Genomic DNA, 25,564 nt, shown 5'->3' on the forward strand with positions numbered 1-25,564 from the left:
TCAGGTGTCCAACCCATCGGAGCTTGCTCCTGGCGTAAACTCGCGAAGTTCGATCCCGTATGCCGAAGGAGCACGTCCGCAGTGTCTACGACCCGTTTCCCCGCTCGCGATCTCGCGCATGTAGCCGTCTTCGCCGCACTCATCATCGCGCTGGGCCTACCCGGGTCGATCAACATCGGCATTTCCGGCGTGCCGATCACACTTCAGTCCATGGGCGTCATGATGGCCGGCGCTCTACTCGGACCGCGCAAGGGTGTTCTCGCCGTCCTGACGGTCATTGCCCTGGGATTGGTCGGTCTACCGGTCCTTGCCGGCGGTCGCACCGCACTCGTGTCTCTCTCCAGCCCGACAGCCGGATTCCTCATCGGTTGGATCCCGACGGCGTTTGTCATCGGATGGCTGACTGCCAAGATGCTGCCCAAGTACCGGATCATCGCGGGCATCGGCATCAACCTTCTCGGCGGCGTGGTCATTCTCTACGCGTTCGGCATCGTCGGAATGATGGTCCGCGGACACATGAGCTTCGTTGCCGCATGGTCGGCCAACGCCGCCTTCATTCCTCTCGACGCCGCAAAAGCGGTCGTCACCGCGTTGGTCGCGTCCCAGGTTCATCGGGCATACCCAGCACTGCTGCGCGACTCGGTGATCTCGTCGAACAAGACCGTGGTGGCGAATTAATCTCCGATGAGTGAGATCGTCTTCGAGAACGTCGGACACAGCTTCGGTGAACGAACGGTCCTGCAGCAGATAAATCTGCGACTGAGCGAGCAGCGAATCGGAATCGTGGGTGCGAACGGAAGCGGCAAGTCGACCCTCGCTCGCATGATCAACGGACTGGTCGTTCCAACGGAAGGACACGTCCACGTCAACGGCTTGGACACGGCGAAGAAGGGCCGCGACGTACGCAAGCAGGTCGGATTCGTCTTCACCGATCCCAACCACCAGATCGTGATGCCGACGGTTGCCGAGGACATCGAATTCTCGCTCCGCCGTAGCGGATTGGGCAAAGCCGAGCGTGCCGCAAAGGTGGCCTCGGTGCTCGAACGCTACGGCCTCGCCGGGCACGCCGACCATCCCACCCACCAGCTTTCGGGCGGGCAGAAACAGCTCCTCGCGCTCGCGGCCATCATGGTGACGGAACCGAACGTACTGGTCGCCGACGAACCCACTACGCTCCTCGACCTTCGCAACTCTCGGCTGATCAGCTCGGTATTCGAGTCACTCGATCAGCAACTGATCGTCGTGACCCACCAACTCGATCTCCTCGAATCCTTCGAACGGGTGTTGGTCGTCGACCAAGGCCGCGTCGTCGCTGACGGCTCCCCCGCCGACTCCATCGATCACTACCGGTCGTTGGTCTCGTGACCACTCTCGGCGTCTACCGACCGGGCTGCTCACTCCTGCACCGGATGCCGACGGGGATCAAGCTCTTCGCCTTGGTCGTGGCCATTCTCGCCGTCTCGATCTTCGTGCGTGAGCCGTGGCAACTGGCAGCTCCCACGATCGTCGTTGTGGCCCTGTACGCGATTGCGCGCATTCCTCCGATGACTGCAATCCGGCAGCTGCGTCCGGCGCTGTGGATGTTGCTCTTCATCGGGGCGTTCCAGCTGGTAGTCGCGGGATGGCAGCGAGCGGCCGTCGTTTGCGGGGTTCTGATCATTTCGATCGCCTTCGCGGCGATCATGGGTCTGACCACACGGATCTCCGAGATGCTCGACGCGATCACCAGATTCCTGACACCCTTGCGACGCTTCGGCGTCAATCCCGAACGGATTGCTTTGCTCCTCGCAATGACGATCCGGTGTATCCCGCTGATGTTCGAGGTCATCACACAGGTGTCCGAGGCACGCAAGGCGCGAGGCCTCGGATTCTCGCTGCGATCCTTCGCAGTGCCGGTCATCGTCGGCACCCTGATGACCGCGGACGCAATGGGTGAAGCATTGGCGGCCCGCGGCGCCGACGACTGAGATTTCGAACAGTGTGCATCGATCAGGCGCGAGAGCCGATCAGTTGTACTTGCGGGTGATGTCGTCCACCTCGCCGATGGCGTCGGCAAGCGCCGAGAGCCGCTCGGCGGCCGCGTGCAGCGCCGAAAGCTCTCGGTTGAATCCCACGAGCGCCGACGGGCTGTGAGGCGCTGTCAGAGCAGCTGCCGAAGTCACCAGATCCTCGTACTGATCCAAGCCCGACTGCAACTCACGGACTGCGCCGTCGATGGTGGGATCAAGAGGTTCGGTTACCTTCGGCGTCGCGGCCACGGCGCGTTCCATCGCGACGACATCCGAAGACACCGCGAACATCGCTCTCAGTGCCGAATCGGCGGTAACAGTGATTTCGTCCAACTCACCGGGGTCGATGGTGTCGGCGCGTCTGAGCACACTCAAGATCTCGAACAGCGAAGTCTCGGCGCCGATGAGGCGCGACATCGGGATGAACGCGCGAGACGACGACGGTGGCAACCGCCGGCGAATCGGCGCGGACGGCGGTGGGCCGGAACTCATCGAACGGTAGCGGCCGACCGCGATCACGGCGGGAACCGCGAACAGTGCCGCTCCCCCGCCTGCCACGACCACCGACCACTCTGGAGCCGACGCGACGGCGAGGCCGGCCGTGCCGACCACGGATCCGCCGGACATGAAACCCCAACGCTGAGCGCGTCGGCGCGCACGGGCACGCTTGCGCTCGAACTTGGCCCGCGGGTCCTGCCACCGCCGAGCGGCATCCGCCGCCGAAAGCCCGACCTCGCGCAATGTATCCGCGGTGCGTCCCAAGGCTCCGAAAGCGCCGGATACGGAAACGGGAACGGCCGACCGGGGCTCACGCCCAGATCGACCGTCTCGTGAAGAAAACATCAGAGCATCACTGCCGATATCGAGGATTCGGCTACTGCCCGGTCTGACCGGCAGCCGGGGGCTGCTTCTCGACGGACGGAGTCGCGGGAGTGGCTGCTGCGCCGCCGGACGGCAGCGCCTCGCCCTTCATGGATGCACGAATCTGCTCGAGGCGACTGTGCCCTGCCATCTGGACCGAGGCCTGCTGGACCTCCATCATGCGGCCCTGAACGGAGTTCTGGGCGAGCTCGGCAGAGCCGAGTGCGTCAGCGTAGCGACGTTCGATCTTGTCGCGCACAGCATCGAGGCTGGGTGTGTTGCCCGGAGCCGACAGCGTGCTGTCCATGGAACGAAGGGACTCGCTCACGCGCTCCTGCATCTTGGCCTGCTCGAGCTGGCTGAGCAGCTTGGTGCGCTCGGCAACCTTTGCCTGCAGAGTCATCGCGTTCTGCTCGACGGCCTTCTTGGCCTGAGCGGCTGCCTGCAAGGACTGGTCGTGCAGTGCCTTCAGATCCTCGACGCCCTGCTCGGCCGTCACCAACTGGGCCGCAAAAGCTTCTGCAGCGTTGGTGTACTGAATCGCCTTGTCGTTGTCGCCGGCAGCAGCGGCCTGATCGGCGAGGTTGACTGCCTGGCGCGCGTTGGCGTTGAGCTTTTCGACCTCGTCGAGTTGACGGCTGAGCTTCATCTCGAGTTGACGCTGATTACCGATCACCGACGCAGCCTGCTGGGACAACGCCTGATGCTGGCGCTGTGCGTCCTCGATCGCCTGCTGAATCTGAACCTTTGGATCTGCCTTCTCATCGATCTTCGAATTGAAGAGCGCCATCAGGTACTTCCAGCCCTTGACGAAAGGATTAGCCATTGGTTTGATCCTGCCTCCATCTGATGCGCCGCGCCGAACGCGACCCGGAGCGCGACCGTCGCGCACCGAAACAAGGGCTGCGCCCTATCTGCTCTGACCCCACCTGCTGGAAACCGGCGGTTACGTACAAAATCTATCGGTTACGGCCGGTAGTGGCTACGCCGCCGCCAACCTTCGAGCGTTCGGTGCCGGAATCACGACGCGGGTATCGCGTGCGATAGTCGGCGAACCGGAAGCCGAGACAGAGCCGGAAGCCGACACGGCAGGTTCGGCAACCTGCCGACCAGCTACCTGAGCGCTCTTCTTCGTGGCCAGGGTCTCGCTCACGTCGACCAGCACGTCGGACAGTGGGACTGCGAGCGCATCACAGATCGCCGCCAACAATTCGCTCGATGCTTCCTTACGTCCACGTTCCACTTCGGACAGATAGCCCAAGCTCACACGCGCGCTGTTCGACACCTCACGTAGCGTGCGGCTCTGCGAAACGCGCGTACGCCGGAGACTGTCACCGATTGCCTCACGCAATAGCAGCGCCATCTCGCTCCTCCTTCATCCGTGACCTCATCGTGCATGGTCGTACGTCTTCACAATCGTCAACGTCCGAACACATCCGATTGGTTCCCGAGCCTATCGTGCCGCACGCTCTACGACACGATCACGCAACCGCGACACGGCAGTCGCGACCGCGGTTGTCCGAATCTCCCACCGTTCGCCGCCGAGCGCGAGCGGTTCGCATTCGGTTCCGTCAGGGCCGGCGATACCGAGAAACACTGTTCCGACCGGGTGTCCGTCCTGCTCACTCGGACCGGCGACTCCGGTCAGACCGATACCCCAGTCCGCACCGCACTTCGTCCGGGCACCGAGCGCCAATGCCACCGCCGTGCTCTCGGACACGGGGCCGTCCGTTGCCAGGCGGCCTGGATCCACACCAGCCAGTGTTGCTTTCAGGTCGGTCGCGTACACGACCAGGCCCCCGCGCAACACCGCGCTCGACCCCGGCACCGACGCGACTGCAGCCGTGAACAACCCTGCTGTCAGAGATTCGGCGGCGGCGACAGTCTGCTTCGCGGCGCCGAGGGCCTCGACAAGTTCGACAACTCCGAGTCCGAGCAGCGGATCGGTCATGACTCGACTGCGCGAACTCCGGCGCGAAGCCTGATCGCCTGCACGATGTATTCGATTCCCGTCGCCACCGTCAGCACGACGGCAGCAGCCATCAGCAGCCCGCTGACGATGTCCCAACTGCTCGGCAGCGGGCAGAGGTAGAACCCGATCGCAACGGCCTGCACGAGGGTCTTGAGCTTGCCGCCCTTGCCCGCCGGGATGACCGCGTGCCGCAGAACCGCGAACCGCAGCAGCGTGATTCCGAGTTCCCTGGCGATGATCACTCCGGTCACCCACCACGACAGATCGCCGAGAACCGAGAGCCCGATCAGCGCGGCTCCGATCAGCGCCTTGTCCGCGATCGGGTCCATGAGTTTGCCGAAATCGGTGACCAGACCGTACTTCCGAGCCAATTGGCCGTCGATCCGATCCGTGATCGCGGCGACGATGAACACGCCCATCGCCCCGAGACGCCACCACGTCGAGTGTCCGCCGTCGACGAACAGAACAACGAGAAACACCGGAACGAGAACCATTCGGATCATCGTGAGAATGTTCGCGATGTTCAGCAACGGAACCGGGTTGTCCGCGACAGGTGTGCCGTCGGACGGGCCGACGGCGGCGCGATGGGCGTCGGTCTGATCGCGCGGGGTACTCATCGGATCACCGCACAGGCGGTGAGCCGAACCCGGGATACAGCCGAGCGGCGCGGGAATTGCGTGGGGCGGACAGGCACGCGACTTAGAATATCGGTAGGGCCATTGACTAATGTGCACCACATGACTTCGACCGCGCCGACCTATACCGAGAGCCAGTTGATCGTGCGTCGCGCGCGAACGTCGGACATCCCCGAAATCAAGCGTCTGATCGACATCTACGCCGGCAAGATCCTCCTCGAGAAGAATCTCGTGACGCTGTACGAGGCAGTCCAGGAGTTCTGGGTCGCCGAGCGGGGCGACCAGGTAATCGCTTGCGGCGCACTGCATGTGCTGTGGGCGGACCTGGGTGAGATCCGCACCGTCGCAGTCGATCCGACTGCGAAAGGGCAGGGCGCAGGTTTCCACGTCGTCGACAAACTCATCGAGGTCGCCAAGGAATTGGAGTTGGAACGGTTGTTCGTTTTGACGTTCGAGACCGAGTTCTTCCACCGTCACGGATTCGCGGAGATCGACGGCACTCCCGTCACCGCCGAGGTCTATGCCGAAATGTGTCGGTCCTACGACGCCGGCGTCGCCGAGTTCCTCGATCTGAGCTATGTGAAACCCAACACACTCGGCAATACTCGCATGCTCCTGACTCTCTGAACCGTTCAGACTCTTCAAACACACCTGTCTCGATCACCAGCCTCCGAAAGCGGTTCACGATGTCGTTGTTCCTCGTCGAATACACCTACGCACCCGAGAAGACCTCTCAGCGCGACGAAGTCCGCAGCGATCACCGCGCCTGGCTCGCGGATCTGGTTTCCCGCTCGATCGTTCTGTCATCTGGCCCGTTTGCAGATGGAAACGGCGCGCTGATCATCGTCGACGCCGCTGACGCCGACACCGTTTCACTCCTCTTCACCCACGACCCGTTCGCGATCGCCGATTTGATCGAGAAGGTCCGGATCACCGAGTGGGTTCCGGTGTTGGGTCAGTTCAGCGCCTGAGCGTCGGCCTACTCCCCGGCCCGGTCGCGAGTCTTCAACAGGCTCGCGACCGTCGTCACCGCCAATACTCCGATGATCACTCCGAGTGAGAGTGCCGTGGAGATTTCCGGCACGGAGACGTGTTCACCTCCGTTGACGAACGAGAGGGTGTTCTCGTGCAACGCGTGAAGTACCAGTTTCACACCGATGAACGCCAAGATTATCGAGAGCCCGTACGAGAGATAGACCAGCCGTTCGAGCAACCCGCCGATCAGGAAGTACAGCTGCCGTAGGCCCATCAGCGCGAAGGCGTTGGCGGTGAAGACCAGATACGGTTCCTGGGTCAGACCGTAGATCGCCGGAATCGAATCGAGCGCGAAGAGCACGTCGGCAAAGCCGATTGCGATGAGCGCCAACAACAACGGAGTCACGACGCGCTTGCCGTCGATCCGGGTGATCAGTTTGTCGCCGTCGTATTCCTCGGTAGTCGGCAGCACCCGTTTCACGAGCGAGATGATGCGACTGTCGCGCTTCTCCTCGGCTTCCTTCTCATGCCCGTGATCGCGGATCAGGGTGTACGCGGTGTAGATCAAGAACGCACCGAAGAGGTAGAACACCCAGCTGTATGCGTTGATGGCGGCGGCACCGACACCGATGAAGATTCCGCGCATCACCAACGCGAGGACGATGCCGATCAGCAATACCTTCTGCTGGAACTCTCGTGGCACCGCGAAGGTCGACATGATGATCACGAAGACGAACAGATTGTCGACCGAGAGCGCCTTTTCCGTGACATAGCCTGCGAAGTACTCACCGCCGTACGTGGTGCCCCAGATCCACATCACGACGAGGCCGAAGACGATGGCGATCGAGATGTAGACCGTCGACCAGAATGCGGACTCCCGGAAGGTCGGCGCATGCGGCGTGCGGACGTGGGCGAAGAAGTCGAAGACGAACAGGCCGAGGATCACCACGACCGTGATTCCCCAAGCCAACGGCGTCACATGCACGGGTTCCTCCGGTCGTCTGTCGACGGCTTGTCCGCCGAGGTGTCCCTACTCGTCTGCGGGTGCCTCATCCGGGTCGCCGCCGCGAATCGACCACAGCAGACCGTCGAGTTCCTCAGGCTTCATGAGTACCTCGCGGGCCTTCGAGCCCTCGCTGGGTCCGACGACGCCACGATTTTCCATGAGGTCCATCAGTCGGCCGGCCTTGGCGAACCCGACTCGCAGCTTGCGCTGAAGCATCGACGTCGAACCGAACTGGCTGGTGACCACCAATTCCACGGCCTGCAAGAGGACATCCATGTCGTCGCCGATGTCGGGGTCGACGTCCTTCTTCTCCCCGGCCTTCTGCGCGGTGACACCTTCGGTGTACTCGGGCTCCGCCTGGTTCTTCGCGAAGTCGACGACCGCCGAGATTTCTTCGTCGGTGATGAACGCGCCCTGCATACGGGTCGGCTTACCCGCACCCATGGGCAGGAAGAGGCCGTCACCCATACCGATGAGCTTCTCGGCGCCTGGCTGATCGAGGATGACTCGCGAGTCCGTCAGTGAAGACGTCGCGAACGCCAGACGAGACGGCACGTTGGTCTTGATCAGGCCGGTGACGACGTCGACGGACGGGCGCTGCGTTGCCAGCACCAGGTGGATACCGGCAGCACGGGCTTTCTGCGTGATGCGGACAATCGCTTCTTCGACGTCGCGGGGAGCGGTCATCATGAGGTCGGCCAGCTCGTCCACAATTGCCAGGATGTACGGGTACGGACGGTAGACGCGCTCGCTGCCCAGCGGGGCGGTGATTTCGCCGGACTTGACCTTGGAGTTGAAGTCGTCGATATGACGCACCCGGTTGGCCTGCATGTCCTGGTAACGCTGTTCCATCTCCTCGACCAACCAGGCCAGCGCTGCCGCGGCCTTCTTCGGCTGAGTGATGATCGGCGTGATCAGGTGCGGGATACCTTCGTACGGCGTGAGCTCGACCATCTTCGGGTCGATGAGGATCATCCGTACTTCTTCCGGCGTTGCTCGGGTGAGCAACGAGACGAGCATCGAGTTCACGAAGCTCGACTTACCCGAGCCGGTCGAACCTGCCACCAGGAGGTGGGGCATCTTCGCGAGGTTGGCACTGACGAAGTCACCTTCGATGTCCTTGCCCAGACCGATCACCAGTGGATGGTGATCGCGTCGGGTGCTCGGCGCGTTCAGCACGTCGGCGAGGCGAACCATTTCGCGGTCGGAGTTCGGTACCTCGATGCCCACGGCGGATTTACCCGGAATAGGGGCCAGTAGACGGACGTTGTCGGTAGCCACTGCATAGGCGATGTTGCGGGCGAGCGCGGTGATCTTCTCGACCTTCACGCCTGGGCCGAGTTCGACCTCGTACCGCGTCACTGTCGGGCCTCGGGTGAATCCGGTAACGGCGGCGTCGATCTTGAACTGTTCGAGGACCTCGCTGATCGCTTCGATCATCGCGTCGTTCGCAGAACTGCGGAGCTTGGGCGGGTCCCCTTCGATCAGCAACGTCGTCGGAGGGAGGTTGTAGTCGCCGTCGGTGACCCGATCGGTGACGAAGTGTTCCTTCTCCTCCGGCTCCGGTTCGGGTTTCGGCACAGGCTTGGCGATAGGGACGGAACGGGCCGGCACCTTGGGGCGCGGCGCCGGAGTCTCCACGACGGGCGCGGCAGCAGCCACGACGGGCTCGTCGGGTACTGCGGTGTCGTCGGCGTTCCACAGACCGAGTACTTCGGTCTTCTTGTCGCCGGATTCGAACTCGTCCGTCGGGTAGTTGTCGATCGGTGCGCGTCGGCTGGTCCGCTTGGCGGGCTTGAGCGGTGGCTCGGCGTAGGTGTCGACCGGGTAGCCGTCGGCGTCGAACAGTGAAGGATCGTAAGCAGATTCGCCGTAGTGGTGCTCGCCGTCCTCGTCGAATTCGGATCCGTAGTCGCCGTATTCGTCCGAGCGATACGAGGCACCGAAGAAGGACTGGAACTTGCTCGGCACCTCACGCAGCGTGGTTCCGGTCAGAAGGAGGATTCCGAATCCGGCGGCGATGACCAGCAGCGGCGCAGACAGCCAGACGGTGAGCCCGTTGGTGAGCGGGCCGCCCACGACGTACCCGACGAACCCTGCTCCGTTGGAGCGACCGGTGGAGTCTGTCGGTGAACCCGAGATGATGTGCCAGAGGCCGAGCGCCGGCAGACCGACCAGCAACGATCCCATGATCAGTCGGGGGCGGATCTCAGGTTTCGGTTCTGTGCGCATCAACAGGATCGCGAGGCCGACGCCGACGATGGGGAGCACGGCCGAGGCCGCGCCGAAGATAGCGCGCACAAGGGTGTCGATGCCGCCGCCGATCGGACCACCGGCCTTGAACCAGACGCCGCCGGCGATGACGACGCTGAATGCGATCAGGCCGAGCGCTATTCCGTCGCGGCGGTGGCCGGCTTCGATCTCGCCGACCTTACTGACGGTGCGTGTGGTGGCGCCGACGCCGCGGGCAGCCAGGGACCACCCGGCTCCGATTCCCTTGCCGACAGCCGCCAACGGGCTGGCCCGCTGTGACGTTTTCGATACCGGGCGGCGCGCGGCCGACGACGTACCGGAGGCCTTCTTGGGCGCTGGCTTGGAGCCTTTGCCCGAGGCCGGGCGCCCACCAGCCCTGGCCGAAGTCGTGACGTTCCGAGGAGTCGACACGGTCCGTGTGGTGCGCGAGGTGCGAGGTTTTGCGGTCGTGCGCGCACTCGGAGTGGAGGCTGACGACCTGGTCGATGCCCTGGACGTGGACGTGCTTGTACTGGATCCCCGGGCGCTCGACTTACCTGCCATGGAGTTCAGGCTAGTCTGTGCGACCCCATCTGGACCATCCGCAACACCAGCAACACTGGTCGCGAGTGCGAAACGTGATCTTCGCAACCCGTCGGTCGAGCGCCACTCAGGTTGAAAAAGGCAATCAGAAACTGCGATCGAGCGCCATCACGGATTGGACGTCGGCCAGTTCACCTTTGGCTTCGATCTTCACTTCGTTGCGACCGAAAGCATGCAGCAGCAACTCGGCGGGTTCGCCCTGCAAGACAACACTGCGAGAGCCGGATTTATGGACGACCGCACTCTCGCCGGAGGGAAGTTCGAAAATTACCTCGACAGCGGCCTTGCGGTAGCCCATCTTGCCGATCTGGCGTGCGTACTTCCACAGTTGAGCCTGCCGACCCTCCGACAACGGACGCGGCGCCCAGTTCAGATGTGCGCGGCGTACGTCTTCGTGGTGAACGAACATCTCGGTGGTGTTGACCTGCGCGTCGAGCCAGTACATCGGCGACCATCGCGGCGGCCCGCTCCGAACGTCGTCGAGGATCTCGTCCCACGGACGCGCCGCTGCGGCCTTTCGCACGCTCTCGGTGTGACCGGCAAGAGGGCTCAACATGATTCCGGGAGCGGCGTCGAGACGCCGCTCCCGGACAATCAGATGTGCTGCCAGGTCACGATTGGTCCACTCCCCACACAGTGTCGGAGCATCGGGGCCGAACTCGACCATGCTGTCCACCAGGGCGAGTCGTTCGTCATGAGCGAAGGTCACCTTCGCCAAAGTACTCGAACCGGACCGCGTTCGAGCGGAAGCGACCTGCTGTGCCGAATCTACGGAACCGCGATGACCGTCGGAATGATCATCGGACGGCGGCGGTACTTGTCCGCGACCCAGCGTCCGACGACGCGGCGCACGGACTGCGCGATGCGATGAGCGTCGATGACGCCTTCGCTCGCCAACCGGGCCAGGTCCGATTCCACGAGATCCGCGGCGGCCTTGAGTGCCGTCGGATCGTCGGAGAAACCGCGACCGGACACCTCGGGAGTGCTGACTGCGCGTCCTGTCGACTCGTTGATGACGATGGTGATGGCGATGAAGCCGCCTTCACCGAGTACGAGGCGATCGGAGAGCGTCGGCTCGCCGACGTCACCGACGGACAGACCGTCGACGTAGACGTGTCCGACCGGTACGCGTCCCACGATCTCGGCGAGGCCGTCGACCATGTCGACCACGACGCCGTCCTCTGCCAGCACGATGCGCTCTTCCGGAACGCCGGTGGCCTTGGCCAGGGCGGCGTTGGCACGCAGGTGCCGCCATTCACCGTGGACGGGCATGGCGTTGGTGGGCCGAACCGCGTTGTACAGGTAGAGCAGCTCACCGGCGGACGCGTGGCCCGAGACGTGAACCTTGGCGCTCTGCTGGGTCACGACGGTGGCACCGCGCTTGGCCAAGCCGTTGACCACGGCAAAAACGGAGTTCTCGTTACCCGGAATCAGCGAGGATGCGAGAACGACCAGGTCGTTGGCACGGATGTTGATCTGGCGGTGTTCGCCGCGTGCCATCCGCGAGAGCGCTGCCAACGGCTCACCCTGCGAACCCGTCGAAATGAGCACCAGGCGATCGTCGGGAAGGGTGGCGGCGGTGTCGATGTCGACGACCAGTCCGTCTGGCACCGTGAGGTAGCCGAGATCCTGGGCGATCTGCATGTTGCGGACCATCGAGCGGCCGACGAAGACGATGCGACGGTTGTACCGAGCGGCAACGTCGACGACCTGCTGGATGCGGTGCACGTGGCTGGCGAACGATGCCACGATGACGCGCTGCTTCGCCTTGCCGATGACGTTGTCGAGCACTCCCCCGATTTCACGCTCGGGCGTGACGAATCCCGGGACCTCGGCGTTGGTCGAGTCCACGAGGAACAGGTCGACCCCCTCGTCGCCCAGACGGGAGAAACCGGCGAGGTCGGTCAGGCGGCCGTCGAGAGGCAGCTGATCGAGCTTGATGTCACCGGTGTGCAGTACAACTCCGGCGTCGGTGCGAATCGCGATTGCGAGCGCGTCGGGAATCGAGTGGTTGACGGCGAAGTACTCGCAGTCGAACGGGCCGTGAGTGGTGGTGTTTCCTTCGACGACCTCGACGAGGTTCGGTCGCAGGCGATGCTCGCGGCACTTGGCGGCAACGAGGGCGAGAGTGAACTTCGCGCCGATGACCGGTATGTCCGCGCGCAAGCGCAGCAAGAACGGCAGAGCACCGATGTGGTCCTCGTGGCCGTGAGTCAAGATGACGGCTTCGACGTCGTCCATACGGTCTTCGATGTAGCGGAAGTCCGGGAGGATCAGGTCGACGCCGGGCTGCTGGTCCTCGGGGAACAGCACACCGCAGTCGACGATCAGCAACTTGCCGCGGTGCTCGAACACCGTCATGTTGCGACCGATTTCGCCGATGCCGCCGAGAGCAACGATGCGCAGACCTGATGCCGGCGCCTTCGGGGGTGTTCCGAGGCGACCGGTGGGATCGACGGCCGGACGGTTCTCGGGGCGCTTGTTTCCGCGCCCGTTGCCCGCCTTCGACGCTGCCGGACGGTTGCCGCCGGCAGATTTGCGTGGCGACCTGTCTTCGGTCGATTTCTTGGGTGCAGCAGATTTAGTGGCTGCGGACTTGGTCGCTGCAGATTTGGCTGCTGCGGCCTTCTTGGGCGGGGCGGCTGCGGCGGGGGCCGCTTCTGCCGCCGGCGCAGCTGGTGCCTCTACCGGTGCGGCCTTCGCGGCCGTTTCGGGAGCCGGAGGCGAAGGCGGACCGGCTTGACGACTGGCACTACGACGTCGGGGGGGACGGGTCATTTACAAAACTCCTGCCGCATGCAGATCGGCGGCAAGACCGTCGATCTGCTCTTTAGTGGGTGCAACCTGCGGAAGGCGTGGTTCTCCGACATCGATTCCGATGAGTCGCAGACCCGCCTTCGAAGCGCTGACACCGCCGAGGCGGGCAACGGAACGAATCACAGGGATCAAACTGAGGTTTATTTCGCGTGCGCGGGCGATGTCGCCGGACACGAACGCGGTGTGGAGGTCGCGGAGGCGACCCGGAACGAGATGGCCGATGACGCTGACGAAGCCGGTAGCACCGACAGCCAGCCACGGCAGGTTCAGCGGGTCGTCACCGGAGAAGAACTGAAGCTCGGTGGTGCCGATCAACTCTGCGCCGGCGTTGAGGTCACCCTTGGCATCCTTGACGGCCTTGATCCGCGGGTGCTCGGCGAGTCGGCGGATCGTTTCGGTCTCGATGGGGACGACGGAGCGGGGCGGAATGTCGTACAACATGACGGGCAGGTCGGTCGCGTTGGCGACGGCGGTGAAGTGTGCAAAGAGTCCGGCCTGGGGCGGACGCGAGTAGTACGGGGTGACGACGAGCAGACCGTGCGCTCCGGCGCGAGCCGCGTCACGGGCGAGTTCGACACTGTGGGCGGTGTCGTTGCTCCCGGCGCCTGCAACGATCTTCGCGCGGTTGCCGACGGCGTCGATCACTGCGCGGAGCAGGTCGAGCTTCTCGGACTCGGTGGTGGTGGGAGACTCACCGGTCGTGCCGGCAAGAACGAGGCCGTCGCAGCCGTTGTCGACGAGATGGGCTGCGAGGCGCACTCCCGCGTCGACGTCCAACTTCCCGTCGGCAGTGAACGGGGTCACCATCGCAACGGAAATGGTGCCGAACGGACGCTCGACAAGAGAAGCGGAATCACCGTAGGTCATGGTCAGAAGGTTACCCGGTTCAGCTCTTACTTCTGCACACGAGTCACGACTCGGCCGCAAATGCACTGACGGCGATTTCCGATCCGTCACTTCCGCGGAGAATCTCGTAGTCCCCGAACACATTTGGCGCGACGTCACGAAGCTGACGTAGGCACTCGATCGCGACTCGCCGGATCTCGACGTCGGCATGTTCGGTGGCGCGCATCTCGACGAAGTGCCGCCAGGCCCGATAGTTCCCGGTCACGACCAAGCGCGTCTCGGTTGCGTTGGGCAGCACCGAGCGCGCAGCTTGCCTGGCTTGCTTCCCACGCATCGGGGCACCGGGCACTGATTGCAATTTCCCCTCGAGGGCGGTCAGCAGTTCGCCGTAAGCGCGACGGCTCTCGTCGGTGGCAGACAGAAACAGTGCTTCGAGCTCGGGATCACCTTCGACCGCGGGAGGCACGACAACGTTCGCATCATTCTCGCGAACGAATCGCTGCGAGAGTTGCGAGTACGAGAAGTGCCGGTGACGAATCAATTCGTGAGTGCACGAGCGCGAGATACCAGTGATGTAGAAGCTCACCGTCGCGTGCTCTAGCACCGAAACGTGTCCGACCTCGAGCAGATGCCTGAGGTAGCCGGCGTTGGTTGCGGTTCGCGGATTCGGCTTGGACCAACTCTGGTAGCAGGCTCGGCCGGAGAACTCGACGAGCGCTTCGCCGCCATCCGCGTCCGTCTCCCACGGAATGTCCTCGGGCGGGAAGAACTCGGACTTCGCCACCAACTGCACTTTCAGCGACACCGTGTTCGGCACAACCCACTCCTCGACAAGCACGAAACGACCAGCACGAAACCCGGGCGCCGTTCGCCTCAGGTGCTGGGCAACTCTATAGCGGTTGCGCTCCCCCGAGATCGAGTGACGTCACCACACCCTTGACTGACGTCACTTTTGACGCCACTCTGGTGTCATGGACATTTCGGAGTACACCGCGAAGCTGCAGAATGACCTCGTCACCGCAGCCGAACTCGGCGACGATCACACGCGCCGGATTGCGGCGTCGTTGTCCGCCGCCATCGAACCCTCGGTCCGCCTGGTCTTGTTGGCCGCGGCGACGGAGTTGGCCAAGGAGATCGGGACCAAACTCGACGGCCGCGAGGTCAGGGTCAATCTCGACGGCAACGAGATCGTGACCGACGTCGTCCGCCCGACGAATTCGACCGGCGGCGAGGGCGGAAACGAGAAGGCAGACGACGAGAAGAAGGACTCCACTTACTCGTTCGACGACGTCAGCGGCGATATCAGCCGAGTGACGTTGAGGATGATGGAGCAGATCAAAGCCCGCGCCGAGGAGGCAGCCAATCAGAACGGAGTCTCCCTCAACTCGTGGGTTTCACAAGCCGTTCAGGGCGCATTGCGGGACCAGATGCGCAAGAACGGCATGGACTAGTTCGACGCCACCCTGATCGCCGATGATCTAATTGCGCAACTGCAGTAATCACGAACCGTTGCCGCAAGGCGAGAAGGAGCACGTTCATGGCCGTTTCGGGCGTCAAGGAATTCGAGATCAAGGCTGATCCGGCGACGGTGATGAAGGCCGTAGCTGCAGTCGATCGGCTGCCGGAGTGGTCGTCTGCGCACAAGAAGATCACCATCGAGAGCACTCACGACGACGGTCGCCCCCATCGCGTTCGCATGGCCGTGTCCATTCTGGGAATCAACGACGAGCAGGTAGTCGACTACACCTTCGAGGGCGACGACAAGGTGACCTGGACACTCGTCGAGAGCGGCCAGCAGAACCAGCAGGACGGCTCGTACGTCTTGACTCCCACCGACGGTGGAACCAAGGTCACCTTCGAACTGACCATCGATCCCAAGATCCCGCTGCCGGGCTTCCTGGTGAAGAAGGCGCAGAAGACGGCCCTGGAAACTGCAAGCAAGGGCCTGACGAAGTTCGTCGAAAACTTCTGAGCGCACACGCAATTCAGGCGGCCCTTACTTCGGCGTTCATCGCCGGGTAGGGGCCGTTTGCTGTGAAGCCCAGCTGCGATTTCTCGGAAGTTCTTGCCGATGTTGAACATTCGCCGGTAGCCGTGGACCGCCCGGAGTAACGTCGGCCGCGTGTCCGCCGAGACCGCAGAGCCCAACTCCATGGCACCCGTGCGCATCCTCGTCTACAGCGACGACGCACACACCCGCGAGCAGGTTCGGCTCGCTCTCGGAGAGCGCCCACACCCTTCGATGCCCACCATCGATTACGTCGAGGTCGCGACGGCGCCGATGGTCGTCGACAAGCTCGATGCCGGCGGAATCGATCTCGCCATCCTCGACGGCGAGGCGAGTCCGGCGGGCGGCATGGGCGTCGCGAAACAACTCAAGGACGAGATCGTCGACTGTCCGCCGATCCTCGTACTGACCGGTCGACCCGACGATGCGTGGCTGGCGTCGTGGTCGCGAGCGGAAGCCTCAGTGCCGCAGCCGATAGATCCGATGGAACTCTCTTCCACCGTCATCGCGCTTCTGCGTCGGCAACTGAGCCGGTGAGCACCCGTTGCAGCGGTGATTCGTTGCGGCGCCGACTACTTCGGACTTTCGAGAGCGAAACTCGGCACCTCGAAAATCAACCCAATGTCGGAGGCCTCCCCTAGTGTGGGTGTCGCAGGTCACATAAGTGTCGAATTGCTGGCAGTATCGAAATCGAACGGCACCTTCGGGTTAACGGCACCTTCGGGTTAACGGCACCTTCGGGCTAGGCGGACATCCGCACAGCGGAGAGGAGTTCGGGTGAGATGAACGCTTACATCCCCATTCTCGTTCTCGGGGTCATCGCGATGGCCTTCGCTGTGGTGTCGGTTGTTCTCGCGTCCGTGGTGGGCCCGAAGCGGTACAACAGGGCGAAACTCGAAGCCTACGAATGCGGAATCGAACCGGCACCCCGTACCGCTGGTGGCGGACGGTTTCCCGTCAAGTTCTATCTGACGGCAATGCTGTTCATCATCTTCGACATCGAGATCGTTTTCCTCTATCCGTGGGCGGTGCATTTCGATTCGCTCGGCTTGTTCGGCCTCGCGGCGATGGGCCTTTTCATAGTCAACGTCTCGGTGGCATACGCATACGAATGGCGACGAGGCGGTCTCGGTTGGGACTAGCTCAGCGAACACAGGAACAGCACACACGAGTCAGACAAAACCGGTCACACCGCAGCTGTTACGACTGAAAAGAGTCGGATATGGGTCTCGAAGAAAAGCTCCCCAGCGGATTTCTACTGACCACGGTCGAGGGCCTGGCAGGTTATGCCCGCAAAGGATCACTGTGGCCTGCCACCTTCGGGCTTGCGTGCTGCGCCATCGAGATGATGGCAACCACGTCGGGTCGCTTCGACCTGGCGCGGTTCGGTATGGAGGCATTCCGCGCGTCGCCGCGACAGGCAGACCTTCTGATCGTGGCCGGGCGGGTCAGTCAAAAGATGGGCCCGGTACTTCGTCAGGTCTACGACCAGATGGCCGAGCCGAAATGGGTTCTGGCCATGGGTGTATGCGCGTCGTCCGGCGGAATGTTCAACAACTACGCAGTGGTTCAGGGCGTCGACCACATCGTGCCGGTCGACATCTACTTGCCCGGCTGTCCACCGCGGCCGGAGATGCTCCTGAACGCGATCATCGAACTGCACCGAAAGATCCAGGAAATGCCCCTCGGCGTGAACCGCGAAGAGGCACGCGCGGCAGCCGAGCGCGCCGCACTGGCATCCACCCCCACCATCGACATGAAGGGGCTGCTGCGATGACCTCGGGTAACACCGGCGCGAGAGGGATGTTCGGGGTCCGCGGCACTGGCGACACCTCGGGCTACAGCAGGCTTGCCCCTCCGATCTCTCTAGAGGACAAGGCTTCTCGACCCTTCGGCGGTTATTTCGATGCAGTCGCGGATTCGTTGGACGCGGCATTGAGCAGCGCGGGTGGCACTTTCGCCGCTGCAGTCGAGCGTGTGGTGATCTTTCGAGACGAGATGACGCTGCACGTCGAACGCTCCCACTTGCCGCAGGTTGCGCGAAGACTGCGCGACGAACCGGACCTTCGCTTCGAGCTCTGCCTGGGTGTCGACGGAGTGCACTACCCGCAGGACACCGGTCGTGAACTGCACGCCGTGTATCCACTTGCCTCGATTACGCACAACCGCCGAATCAGGCTGGAAGTATCTGTGCCGGATTCCGATCCGCATATTCCGTCCATCGTCGGGATCTACCCGACCAATGACTGGCATGAACGCGAGACGTACGACTTCTTCGGGATCGTCTTCGACGGTCATCCGGCCCTGACCCGCATCGAGATGCCCGACGACTGGAAAGGCCACCCCCAGCGGAAGGACTATCCGCTCGGCGGTATCCCGGTCGAGTACAAGGGCGCCCAGACTCCGCCTCCCGACGAGCGTAGGTCGTACAACTGATGAACGAGACGACAGGAAGCAACTCCGGTGCCACGACGGAAACCGTCGTCACGGCATCGGGTCAGGACTGGGACGACATCGTCACCGCGGCCGCCCGCCAGCGAACCGGCGAGGCGGAACGGATCGTGGTCAACATGGGCCCACAGCATCCGTCCACTCACGGGGTCTTGCGCCTCATTCTCGAGATCGAGGGTGAGACGGTCGTGGAAGCTCGATGTGGAATCGGGTACCTGCACACCGGAATCGAGAAGAATCTCGAATTCCGGAACTGGACGCAGGGTGTCACTTTCGTTACTCGAATGGACTACCTGTCACCGTTCTTCAACGAAACCGCGTACTGCCTCGGAGTCGAGAAACTTCTCGACATCACCGACGACATTCCCGAGCGAGCCACCGTCATTCGCGTGATGATGATGGAACTCAATCGGATCTCCTCACATCTCGTGGCCCTGGCGACCGGCGGAATGGAACTCGGCGCCGTAACGGCGATGCTGTTCGGATTCCGCGAACGCGAATTGATTCTGGACGTGTTCGAGACGATCACCGGACTGCGGATGAATCACGCCTACATCAGGCCTGGTGGTCTCGCTCAGGATCTACCCGACGGGTCGGTCGCGAAGGTTCGGGAATTGTTGAAGGTCCTACCGAAACGGTTACGTGACGTCGAACTGATGCTCAGCGACAACTCCATCTGGAAAGCACGTACCCAGGGAATCGGATATCTCGATCTCACCGGCTGTATGGCGCTCGGGGTGACGGGTCCGGTCCTTCGCGCCACAGGTCTCCCCCACGATCAGCGTCGAGCGCAGCCGTACTGCGGCTACGAAAACTACGAGTTCGACGTAGTGACACACGACGGATCCGATTGCTACGGAAGGTACGTCATCCGCGTCGAGGAGATGAAGGAGTCCCTCAAGATCGTCGAACAGTGCCTCGACAAGCTGCAACCGGGCCCGGTCATGGTGGACGACAAGAAGATCGCCTGGCCTGCCGATCTCGCTGTCGGACCGGATGGCCTCGGCAACTCGCAGAAGCACATCGCCAAGATCATGGAGTCCTCCATGGAAGGTCTGATTCACCATTTCAAACTGGTCACCGAGGGTATCCGCGTGCCGCCAGGTCAGGTGTACGTCGCCGTCGAGTCTCCGCGTGGCGAACTGGGGGTGCACATGGTCAGCGACGGGGGAACCCGCCCGTACCGCGTCCATTTCCGGGACCCGTCGTTCACCAACCTTCAAGCGGTCGCCGCGATGTGTGAGGGAGGCATGGTGTCCGACGTGATCGCTTCGGTTGCCAGTATCGATCCCGTCATGGGCGGAGTGGACCGATGACCGGCCCCAACGGCTCGTCACGCGTGTTCATCGAACTCGGGCCGCGCCCGGAGGAGCCCACGCAATTGGTACGCCCTGGCGCACGATCGAGCTATCCACCCGACGTACTCGCCCGACTCGACGCCGACGCCGAAACCGTCATCGCTCGTTACCGTGAGCCTGACGCCGCCGCGACCACCAGCCGATCCGCCCTCTTGCCGCTCCTTCATCTCGTGCAATCCGAGGACGGGTACATCACCCCGGCCGGGATCGATTTCTGCAGTGCCAAGCTGGGTTTGACGGGCGCCGAGGTCGCCGCAGTTTCCACCTTCTACTCCATGTATCGCCGGGGGCCGACGGGTGAGTATCTGGTCGGAGTCTGCACCAACACGCTGTGCGCGATCATGGGCGGCGACGACATCCTCGCGGCACTCGAAGAGCACCTGGGCTCGACAGGCTCCAGAGACGAAGGTGGACACTCCATCTCGACGTCCGACGGTAAGATCACCCTCGAACACATCGAGTGCAATGCGGCGTGCGACTACGCCCCCGTCATGATGATCAACTGGGAGTTCTTCGACAATCAGACTCCGGAATCGGCGCGCTCACTCGTCGATGCGCTCCGCGCCGGAGAGCGCGTGACACCCGATCGCGGTGCCACGCTGTGCTCGTTCCGGCAGACTGCGCGCACTCTGGCTGGTTTTCCGGATACGCGAATCGAGGCAGCCGAAGCTCAGACCGTCGGCGATGCAACTCTTGCCGGACTACGTATCAGCCGATCTCTCGACGACAACCCACCCGGCTCGGCCTCCGCGGCCGACGCTCCCGGCGAAGGGAAGTGACATGACACTCGCCCCCGTCCTGAGTCGATACTGGGATCAACCGAATTCATGGACCCTCGACAGCTACCTTCGCCGCGACGGCTACCAGGCGCTGCGCAAAGCGCTGGCCACGCCCCCCGACGCCGTGATCGAAACCGTCAAGGACGCGGGCCTGCGCGGACGTGGCGGCGCGGGCTTCCCGACCGGCCTCAAGTGGAGCTTCATCCCCCAGGTCTCCGAAGACAAGCCAGGAGACGGCAAGCCTCACTACCTCGTCGTCAATGCCGACGAGTCCGAACCGGGCACATGCAAGGACATGCCGTTGATGATGGCGACCCCACACACGTTGGTGGAGGGAGTGATCATCGCGGCGTACGCAATTCGAGCAGCAAAGGCGTTCATCTACGTCAGAGGTGAGGTTGTCCCGGTTCTGCGGCGCCTACAGACCGCTGTCGCCGAGGCTTACGCGGCTGGATATCTGGGCCGCAACGTCCTCGGTTCGGGTTTCGATCTGGATCTCGTCGTCCATGCCGGAGCCGGCGCCTATATCTGTGGGGAAGAGACGGCCCTCCTCGATTCGTTGGAGGGACGACGCGGTCAGCCCCGACTGCGGCCGCCGTTCCCCGCTGTCGCCGGTCTCTATGCCTGCCCGACCGTCGTCAACAACGTCGAGTCCATCGCGAGTGTTCCGTCGATCGTCCTGGGCGGCCCGGAGTGGTTCCGGTCGATGGGAAGTGAGAAGTCACCGGGATTCACGCTGTATTCGCTCTCGGGTCATGTCACCACACCCGGCCAGTACGAGGCTGAACTCGGGATCACCTTGCGCGAGCTGCTCGAATACGCAGGCGGGGTCCGCGCTGGACACACCCTCAAATTCTGGACTCCCGGCGGATCCTCGACACCGATCTTCACCGACGAACATCTCGATGTCCCACTCGACTACGAAGGCGTCGGCGCCGCGGGATCCATGCTCGGCACCAAGGCCTTGCAGATATTCGACGAGACAACCTGCATCGTGCGTGCGGTGTTGCGATGGACCGAGTTCTACGCTCACGAATCCTGCGGTAAATGCACGCCGTGCCGCGAGGGCACGTACTGGCTGGTGCAGATCCTGCGACGACTCGAAGGCGGAACAGGAACCGAGGCCGATCTCACCAAACTTCTCGATATCTCGGACACGATCCTCGGAAAGTCCTTCTGCGCGTTGGGTGATGGAGCGACCAGCCCGATCATGTCTTCCTTGAAGTACTTCCGCGAGGAATACGTAGCGCATTTCGACGGTAACGGATGCCCGTTCGATCCTCACCGGTCCGTTCTCGCGACAGGAGCGTTCGTCTCATGACTGCAGCCGACGCCGCCACTGGAACCGATGCGGCACCGCCGACCGATCTCGTCACCCTCACCATCGACGGCCGGGAACTCCAGGTCCCCAAGGGCACGTTGATCATTCGCGCTGCGGAGATGATCGGCACCCAGGTTCCGCGGTTCTGCGATCATCCTCTTCTGGACCCGGTCGGTGCTTGCCGCCAGTGCATCGTGGAAGTCGAGGGTCAACGCAAGCCGGTGGCGTCCTGCACGACACCGGTTGCGGACGGAATGGTCGTCACCACACAGCTCACGTCGCCTGTGGCCGAGAAGGCGCAACGCGGGGTGATGGAACTCCTGCTCATCAACCACCCTCTGGACTGCCCCGTGTGCGACAAGGGCGGCGAGTGTCCGCTCCAGAACCAGGCGATGTCGACCGGTCGCACCGAATCCCGGTTCGGTGAGGAGAAAAGGACCTACCCCAAGCCCATCCCCCTCTCGTCCGAGATCCTCCTCGACCGCGAGCGTTGTGTCCTCTGCGCCAGGTGCACGCGATTCTCGAGTCAGATCGCCGGCGACCCGTTCATCGATCTCCTCGAGCGCGGCGCGCTTCAACAGGTCGGGATCTACGCCAACGAGCCCTTCGAGTCCTACTTCTCGGGCAACACCATCCAGGTTTGCCCGGTCGGCGCGCTCACCAGTACGGCATATCGATTCCGGGCGCGACCGTTCGATCTGGTGTCCAGCCCCAGCGTGTGTGAACACTGCGCCGACGGATGTGCTCAGCGCACCGACCACCGTCGCGGAAAGGTTCTCCGTCGTCTCGCCGGGGACGACCCCGACGTCAACGAGGAATGGAACTGCGACAAGGGGCGCTTCGCTTTCACGTACACGACCCAAGGTGATCGGATCACCACTCCCCTGATCCGCAATGCTGACGGCGAATTGATTCCGGCGTCGTGGCCCATGGCACTCGACCTCGTTGCGCGATCCTTCGCGCAGGCCCGCGGTGACGCAGGCGTACTCGTCGGCGGACGCTCTACCTTGGAGGACGCCTACGCCTACGGTAAGTTCGCGCGAGTTGCTCTCGCTACCAACAACATCGACTTCCGAATCCGCGCTCACTCAGCCGAAGAGGAAGATTTCCTCTCAGCTCACGTCGCTGGCCGCACACTTGAAGGGTCGGTGACGTACCAGGACCTCGAATCTGCCCCGACCGCGTTGCTGGTAGCTCTCGAGCCTGAGGAGGAGTCACCGATCATCTTCCTGCGACTGCGCAAGGCCGCACGTTTCGGCAAGACGACGGTGCTCTCCAGCGCGCCATTCGCTACGCGCGGCCTGCAGAAGATGGGCGGTGGTCTACTTCGGACCGTACCCGGAAGTGAAGCAGCTCTGATGGATTCGTTGTCCCACCCCAGCAGTGAGGAGGGTCAGCTCCTCCGGCAGCCCGGTGCTGTGATCCTGCTGGGTGAGCGACTGAGTGCGGTAGCAGGCGGCTTCGCCGCGGCGCTGCGACTCGCCGAATCGACGGGAGCTTCTTTGGCCTGGGTACCACGCCGCGCTGGTGATCGCGGCGCCGTCGAGACCGGCGCGCTACCGGGATTGCTTCCCGGCGGACGCCCCGTTGCGGACCCGGCAGCACGTCAGGAGGTGGAATCAGTGTGGGGGGCCTCCATCCCGGCATCCGACGGTCGCGACGCCGCGAGTCTGCTGGATCCGGGGCAGACGACTGCTGCGCTTCTTGTCGGCGGCGTCGAGTTGAGTGATCTCCCGAACCCGGCGAGGGCAAGGGCCGCGATCGAAGCCGCAGGGTTCGTTGTGAGTTTGGAGATCCGTCACAGCGGAGTCACCGAACTCGCCGACGTCGTCTTCCCGGTGGCACCGGTCGCCGAGAAGCCCGGAACCTTCCTCGACTGGGAAGGCCGCGAGCGCGTGTTCGACACCGCGTTGAGAACGACAGGAGTAATGCCGGATCAGCGCGTTCTCCACGCGATCGCAGCCGAGATGGGCATCGATCTGGGCCTACCCGACGCAGATTCCGCACGCTCGGAGATACACCGCCTCGGCGCTTGGTCCGGATCGCGCCCCACCTCGCCTCAGGTCCCGTCAGGCACCATGCCCACACCGGCACTGGGCGAGGCAGTGTTGTCGAGTTGGCGAATGTTGCTCGACAACGGCCGATTGCAAGACGGCGAGCCCAACCTGGCGGGTACGGCACGGCCGTCGCTCGTGCGTTTGTCGGCCGAGACCGCTGCCGAGATCGGCGCCGACAACGGCGATCACGTTGCGGTGTCGACTGAATCCGGTTCCATCACATTACCGTTGGAGATCACCGACCTCCCGCCTCGAACAGTCTGGCTCCCGCTCAATTCACCGGGTAGCACGATCTACGAAACGCTCTGCGTCACCGCGGGGTCCGTGGTGAAGATTGCGAAGGCGGGAGCGCAATGAACACCCACGAGTACGGGACGGTCGCAGCTCCGGTCGACCTGTCGGCGTTCGGGCACGACCCGTGGTGGTTGGTGATCGGCAAGGCTCTCGCTATCTTCGTGTTCCTCGTACTCACCCCGCTGGTGGCGATCTACGCGGAACGAAAGGTCATGGCACGCATGCAGATGCGTGTCGGACCGAACCGCGTCGGCCCCCGTGGAATGCTCCAGAGCCTCGCTGACGGAATCAAGCTCGCCCTCAAGGAGGGCATCACACCGACCGGCGCCGACAAACCGATTTACCTCCTCGCGCCCGTCATCGCGGTCGTGCCCGCCTTCATGGCGTTTGCTGTCATCCCGTTCGGTCCACAGGTGTCGATTTTCGGAACCCGGTCACCCTTGCAACTGACCGATCTACCGGTCGGCGTTCTGTACATCCTGGCCGTCACTTCTATCGGTGTGTACGGGATCGTCCTTGCCGGCTGGTCTTCGGGATCGACGTATCCCCTACTGGGCGCACTTCGATCGACCGCTCAGGTCATCTCGTACGAGGTAGCGATGGGCCTGTCTTTCGCTGCCGTTTTCCTCTACGCCGGCACGATGTCCACGTCCGGCATCGTCGACGCCCAACAGGGAGCCTGGTACGTCTTTCTCCTCCTGCCGTCCTTCCTGATCTACGTGACAGCCATGGTCGGCGAAACCAACAGGGCTCCCTTCGACCTTCCCGAGGCCGAGGGTGAGCTGGTAGGTGGGTTCCACACCGAGTACTCCTCCCTCAAGTTTGCGATGTTCATGCTGGCCGAGTACGTGAACATGGTGACGGTGTCCGCTCTGGCCACCACGCTGTTTCTGGGCGGGTGGCACGCACCGTTCCCGTTCAATCTTTGGGACGGCGCCAATTCCGGTTGGTGGCCGGTGCTGTGGTTTGTCGCGAAAGTGTGGGGCTTCCTCTTCGTCTTCATCTGGTTGCGCAGCACGCTTCCTCGATTGCGCTACGACCAGTTCATGAATCTCGGCTGGAAGGTTTTGATCCCAGCAGCTTTGGTATGGGTGATGGTGATCGCGACCGTTCGTGCGTTCCGCAACGAGGGCTACAACACCTGGGTCGTACTTCTCTGCGTCGCACTGGTTCTCGGAGCTGCGCTCCTGATCGTGTTGGCCGGGATCTACCGCGGCCGACGCCGAACTGCCGCGTTGGTCACCGCTTCGGGGACCTTGCCTTTCGATGCAATGTCGGGCGGCTTCCCGGTTCCACCGCTGCCTGGTCAAAAACTGCCTGGTCAAAAACTGCCTGGTCAA

The 25,564-nt window shown here is 63.1% G+C and carries 26 protein-coding genes and 1 pseudogene; 16 read left to right on the forward strand and 11 right to left on the reverse strand.

Translation table 11 applies throughout. The annotated features are described in order from the left end of the window. Positions 1-81: 81 nt before the first annotated feature. The 3 genes from CPI83_RS16175 to CPI83_RS16185 are packed head-to-tail and all read left to right on the forward strand — an operon-like array spanning position 82 to position 1,967. Positions 82-678, forward strand: a complete 597-nt coding sequence (locus CPI83_RS16175; RefSeq protein ID WP_019748189.1) for a biotin transporter BioY — start codon at positions 82-84, stop codon at positions 676-678. A 6-nt stretch (positions 679-684) separates the two neighbouring features. Then, complete coding sequence (locus CPI83_RS16180) at positions 685-1,365, forward strand: ABC transporter ATP-binding protein (RefSeq protein WP_019748188.1); 681 nt, start codon at positions 685-687, stop codon at positions 1,363-1,365. After that, complete coding sequence (locus tag CPI83_RS16185; RefSeq protein WP_019748187.1) at positions 1,362-1,967, forward strand: energy-coupling factor transporter transmembrane component T; 606 nt, start codon at positions 1,362-1,364, stop codon at positions 1,965-1,967. The genes CPI83_RS16180 and CPI83_RS16185 overlap by 4 nt, the downstream gene beginning before the upstream one ends. 39 nt (positions 1,968-2,006) lie before the next feature. Here the strand turns inward: CPI83_RS16185 and CPI83_RS16190 are convergent, their stop codons facing one another. The 5 genes from CPI83_RS16190 to pgsA form a co-directional block, all read right to left on the reverse strand. Next, on the reverse strand, positions 2,007-2,852 hold the full coding sequence (locus tag CPI83_RS16190) for a hypothetical protein (RefSeq protein ID WP_020907518.1): 846 nt from the start codon (positions 2,850-2,852) through the stop codon (positions 2,007-2,009). Positions 2,853-2,883: 31 nt separating this feature from the next. Then, positions 2,884-3,696, reverse strand: coding sequence for a phage shock protein PspA (gene pspA, locus CPI83_RS16195; RefSeq protein ID WP_003942098.1), 813 nt, complete (start codon positions 3,694-3,696; stop codon positions 2,884-2,886). A 156-nt stretch (positions 3,697-3,852) separates the two neighbouring features. Beyond that, positions 3,853-4,233, reverse strand: a complete 381-nt coding sequence (locus tag CPI83_RS16200; RefSeq protein ID WP_097387421.1) for a helix-turn-helix transcriptional regulator — start codon at positions 4,231-4,233, stop codon at positions 3,853-3,855. A 90-nt stretch (positions 4,234-4,323) separates the two neighbouring features. Further along, positions 4,324-4,821 (reverse strand): CinA family protein, encoded by a 498-nt coding sequence (locus tag CPI83_RS16205; protein ID WP_019748185.1) that lies wholly within the window; start codon positions 4,819-4,821, stop codon positions 4,324-4,326. Further along, positions 4,818-5,459 (reverse strand): CDP-diacylglycerol--glycerol-3-phosphate 3-phosphatidyltransferase, encoded by a 642-nt coding sequence (pgsA, locus tag CPI83_RS16210; protein ID WP_019748184.1) that lies wholly within the window; start codon positions 5,457-5,459, stop codon positions 4,818-4,820. The genes CPI83_RS16205 and pgsA overlap by 4 nt, the downstream gene beginning before the upstream one ends. Positions 5,460-5,579: 120 nt before the next feature. Here pgsA and CPI83_RS16215 point away from each other — a divergent pair, with 120 nt between their 5' ends. Together CPI83_RS16215 and CPI83_RS16220 are read left to right on the forward strand one after the other, a co-directional pair. Beyond that, positions 5,580-6,104 carry an amino-acid N-acetyltransferase gene (locus CPI83_RS16215; RefSeq protein ID WP_019748183.1) on the forward strand — a complete coding sequence of 175 codons (525 nt, stop codon included), beginning with the start codon at positions 5,580-5,582 and terminating at the stop codon, positions 6,102-6,104. 59 nt (positions 6,105-6,163) lie between these two features. Continuing rightward, on the forward strand, positions 6,164-6,448 hold the full coding sequence (locus tag CPI83_RS16220) for a YciI family protein (RefSeq protein WP_097387422.1): 285 nt from the start codon (positions 6,164-6,166) through the stop codon (positions 6,446-6,448). 8 nt (positions 6,449-6,456) lie between these two features. On the opposite strand, the gene CPI83_RS16225 is transcribed toward CPI83_RS16220, so the two are convergent. From CPI83_RS16225 to thyX, 6 genes are all read right to left on the reverse strand, one after another. After that, a complete protein-coding gene (locus CPI83_RS16225) occupies positions 6,457-7,437 on the reverse strand; it encodes a TerC family protein (RefSeq protein WP_097387423.1) in 981 nt (326 codons plus the stop codon). A gap of 45 nt (positions 7,438-7,482) precedes the next feature. Further along, the gene (locus CPI83_RS16230; RefSeq protein WP_198586305.1) at positions 7,483-10,254 is read right to left on the reverse strand and encodes a DNA translocase FtsK; all 2,772 of its coding nucleotides are present in this window, start codon (positions 10,252-10,254) and stop codon (positions 7,483-7,485) included. 124 nt (positions 10,255-10,378) lie between these two features. Continuing rightward, the gene (locus tag CPI83_RS16240) at positions 10,379-11,002 is read right to left on the reverse strand and encodes a TIGR03085 family metal-binding protein (RefSeq protein ID WP_020969462.1); all 624 of its coding nucleotides are present in this window, start codon (positions 11,000-11,002) and stop codon (positions 10,379-10,381) included. Between the two features lie 59 nt (positions 11,003-11,061). After that, positions 11,062-13,071: a ribonuclease J gene (locus tag CPI83_RS16245; protein ID WP_019748179.1), complete on the reverse strand. Its 2,010-nt coding sequence runs from the start codon at positions 13,069-13,071 to the stop codon at positions 11,062-11,064. Continuing rightward, a complete protein-coding gene (gene dapA / locus CPI83_RS16250; RefSeq protein WP_003942142.1) occupies positions 13,072-13,977 on the reverse strand; it encodes a 4-hydroxy-tetrahydrodipicolinate synthase in 906 nt (301 codons plus the stop codon). A 43-nt stretch (positions 13,978-14,020) separates the two neighbouring features. Further along, on the reverse strand, positions 14,021-14,773 hold the full coding sequence (gene thyX, locus CPI83_RS16255) for an FAD-dependent thymidylate synthase (RefSeq protein ID WP_020907513.1): 753 nt from the start codon (positions 14,771-14,773) through the stop codon (positions 14,021-14,023). Positions 14,774-14,927: 154 nt separating this feature from the next. Here thyX and CPI83_RS16260 point away from each other — a divergent pair, with 154 nt between their 5' ends. The 11 genes and pseudogenes from CPI83_RS16260 to nuoH all read left to right on the forward strand — a co-directional run. Further along, positions 14,928-15,407 (forward strand): toxin-antitoxin system HicB family antitoxin, encoded by a 480-nt coding sequence (locus tag CPI83_RS16260; RefSeq protein WP_019748177.1) that lies wholly within the window; start codon positions 14,928-14,930, stop codon positions 15,405-15,407. An 86-nt stretch (positions 15,408-15,493) separates the two neighbouring features. Next, a complete protein-coding gene (locus CPI83_RS16265; RefSeq protein WP_019748176.1) occupies positions 15,494-15,928 on the forward strand; it encodes an SRPBCC family protein in 435 nt (144 codons plus the stop codon). 180 nt (positions 15,929-16,108) lie between these two features. Then, a complete protein-coding gene (locus CPI83_RS16270) occupies positions 16,109-16,501 on the forward strand; it encodes a response regulator transcription factor (RefSeq protein WP_097388194.1) in 393 nt (130 codons plus the stop codon). A gap of 245 nt (positions 16,502-16,746) precedes the next feature. Beyond that, positions 16,747-17,106 (forward strand): NADH-quinone oxidoreductase subunit A, encoded by a 360-nt coding sequence (locus CPI83_RS16275; protein WP_003942165.1) that lies wholly within the window; start codon positions 16,747-16,749, stop codon positions 17,104-17,106. A gap of 80 nt (positions 17,107-17,186) precedes the next feature. Then, positions 17,187-17,741, forward strand: a complete 555-nt coding sequence (locus CPI83_RS16280) for an NADH-quinone oxidoreductase subunit B (RefSeq protein WP_003942234.1) — start codon at positions 17,187-17,189, stop codon at positions 17,739-17,741. Next, the gene (locus CPI83_RS16285) at positions 17,738-18,400 is read left to right on the forward strand and encodes an NADH-quinone oxidoreductase subunit C (RefSeq protein ID WP_020907509.1); all 663 of its coding nucleotides are present in this window, start codon (positions 17,738-17,740) and stop codon (positions 18,398-18,400) included. The genes CPI83_RS16280 and CPI83_RS16285 overlap by 4 nt, the downstream gene beginning before the upstream one ends. Then, positions 18,400-19,731 carry an NADH dehydrogenase (quinone) subunit D gene (gene nuoD / locus CPI83_RS16290; RefSeq protein WP_019748173.1) on the forward strand — a complete coding sequence of 444 codons (1,332 nt, stop codon included), beginning with the start codon at positions 18,400-18,402 and terminating at the stop codon, positions 19,729-19,731. The genes CPI83_RS16285 and nuoD overlap by 1 nt, the downstream gene beginning before the upstream one ends. Continuing rightward, a complete protein-coding gene (gene nuoE, locus CPI83_RS16295) occupies positions 19,728-20,552 on the forward strand; it encodes an NADH-quinone oxidoreductase subunit NuoE (RefSeq protein WP_020969458.1) in 825 nt (274 codons plus the stop codon). The genes nuoD and nuoE overlap by 4 nt, the downstream gene beginning before the upstream one ends. Position 20,553: 1 nt before the next feature. Next, positions 20,554-21,873 (forward strand): NADH-quinone oxidoreductase subunit NuoF, encoded by a 1,320-nt coding sequence (gene nuoF / locus CPI83_RS16300; protein ID WP_019748171.1) that lies wholly within the window; start codon positions 20,554-20,556, stop codon positions 21,871-21,873. Then, complete coding sequence (locus CPI83_RS16305) at positions 21,870-24,287, forward strand: NADH-quinone oxidoreductase subunit G (protein ID WP_097387425.1); 2,418 nt, start codon at positions 21,870-21,872, stop codon at positions 24,285-24,287. The genes nuoF and CPI83_RS16305 overlap by 4 nt, the downstream gene beginning before the upstream one ends. Next, positions 24,284-25,552 (forward strand): annotated as a pseudogene (nuoH, locus tag CPI83_RS16310) (NADH-quinone oxidoreductase subunit NuoH); the annotation flags it as partial. The gene CPI83_RS16305 and the pseudogene nuoH, both read left to right, overlap by 4 nt. Positions 25,553-25,564 lie beyond the last annotated feature (12 nt).

This window comes from Rhodococcus sp. H-CA8f, assembly GCF_002501585.1.
Lineage (GTDB): Bacteria > Actinomycetota > Actinomycetes > Mycobacteriales > Mycobacteriaceae > Rhodococcus_F > Rhodococcus_F erythropolis.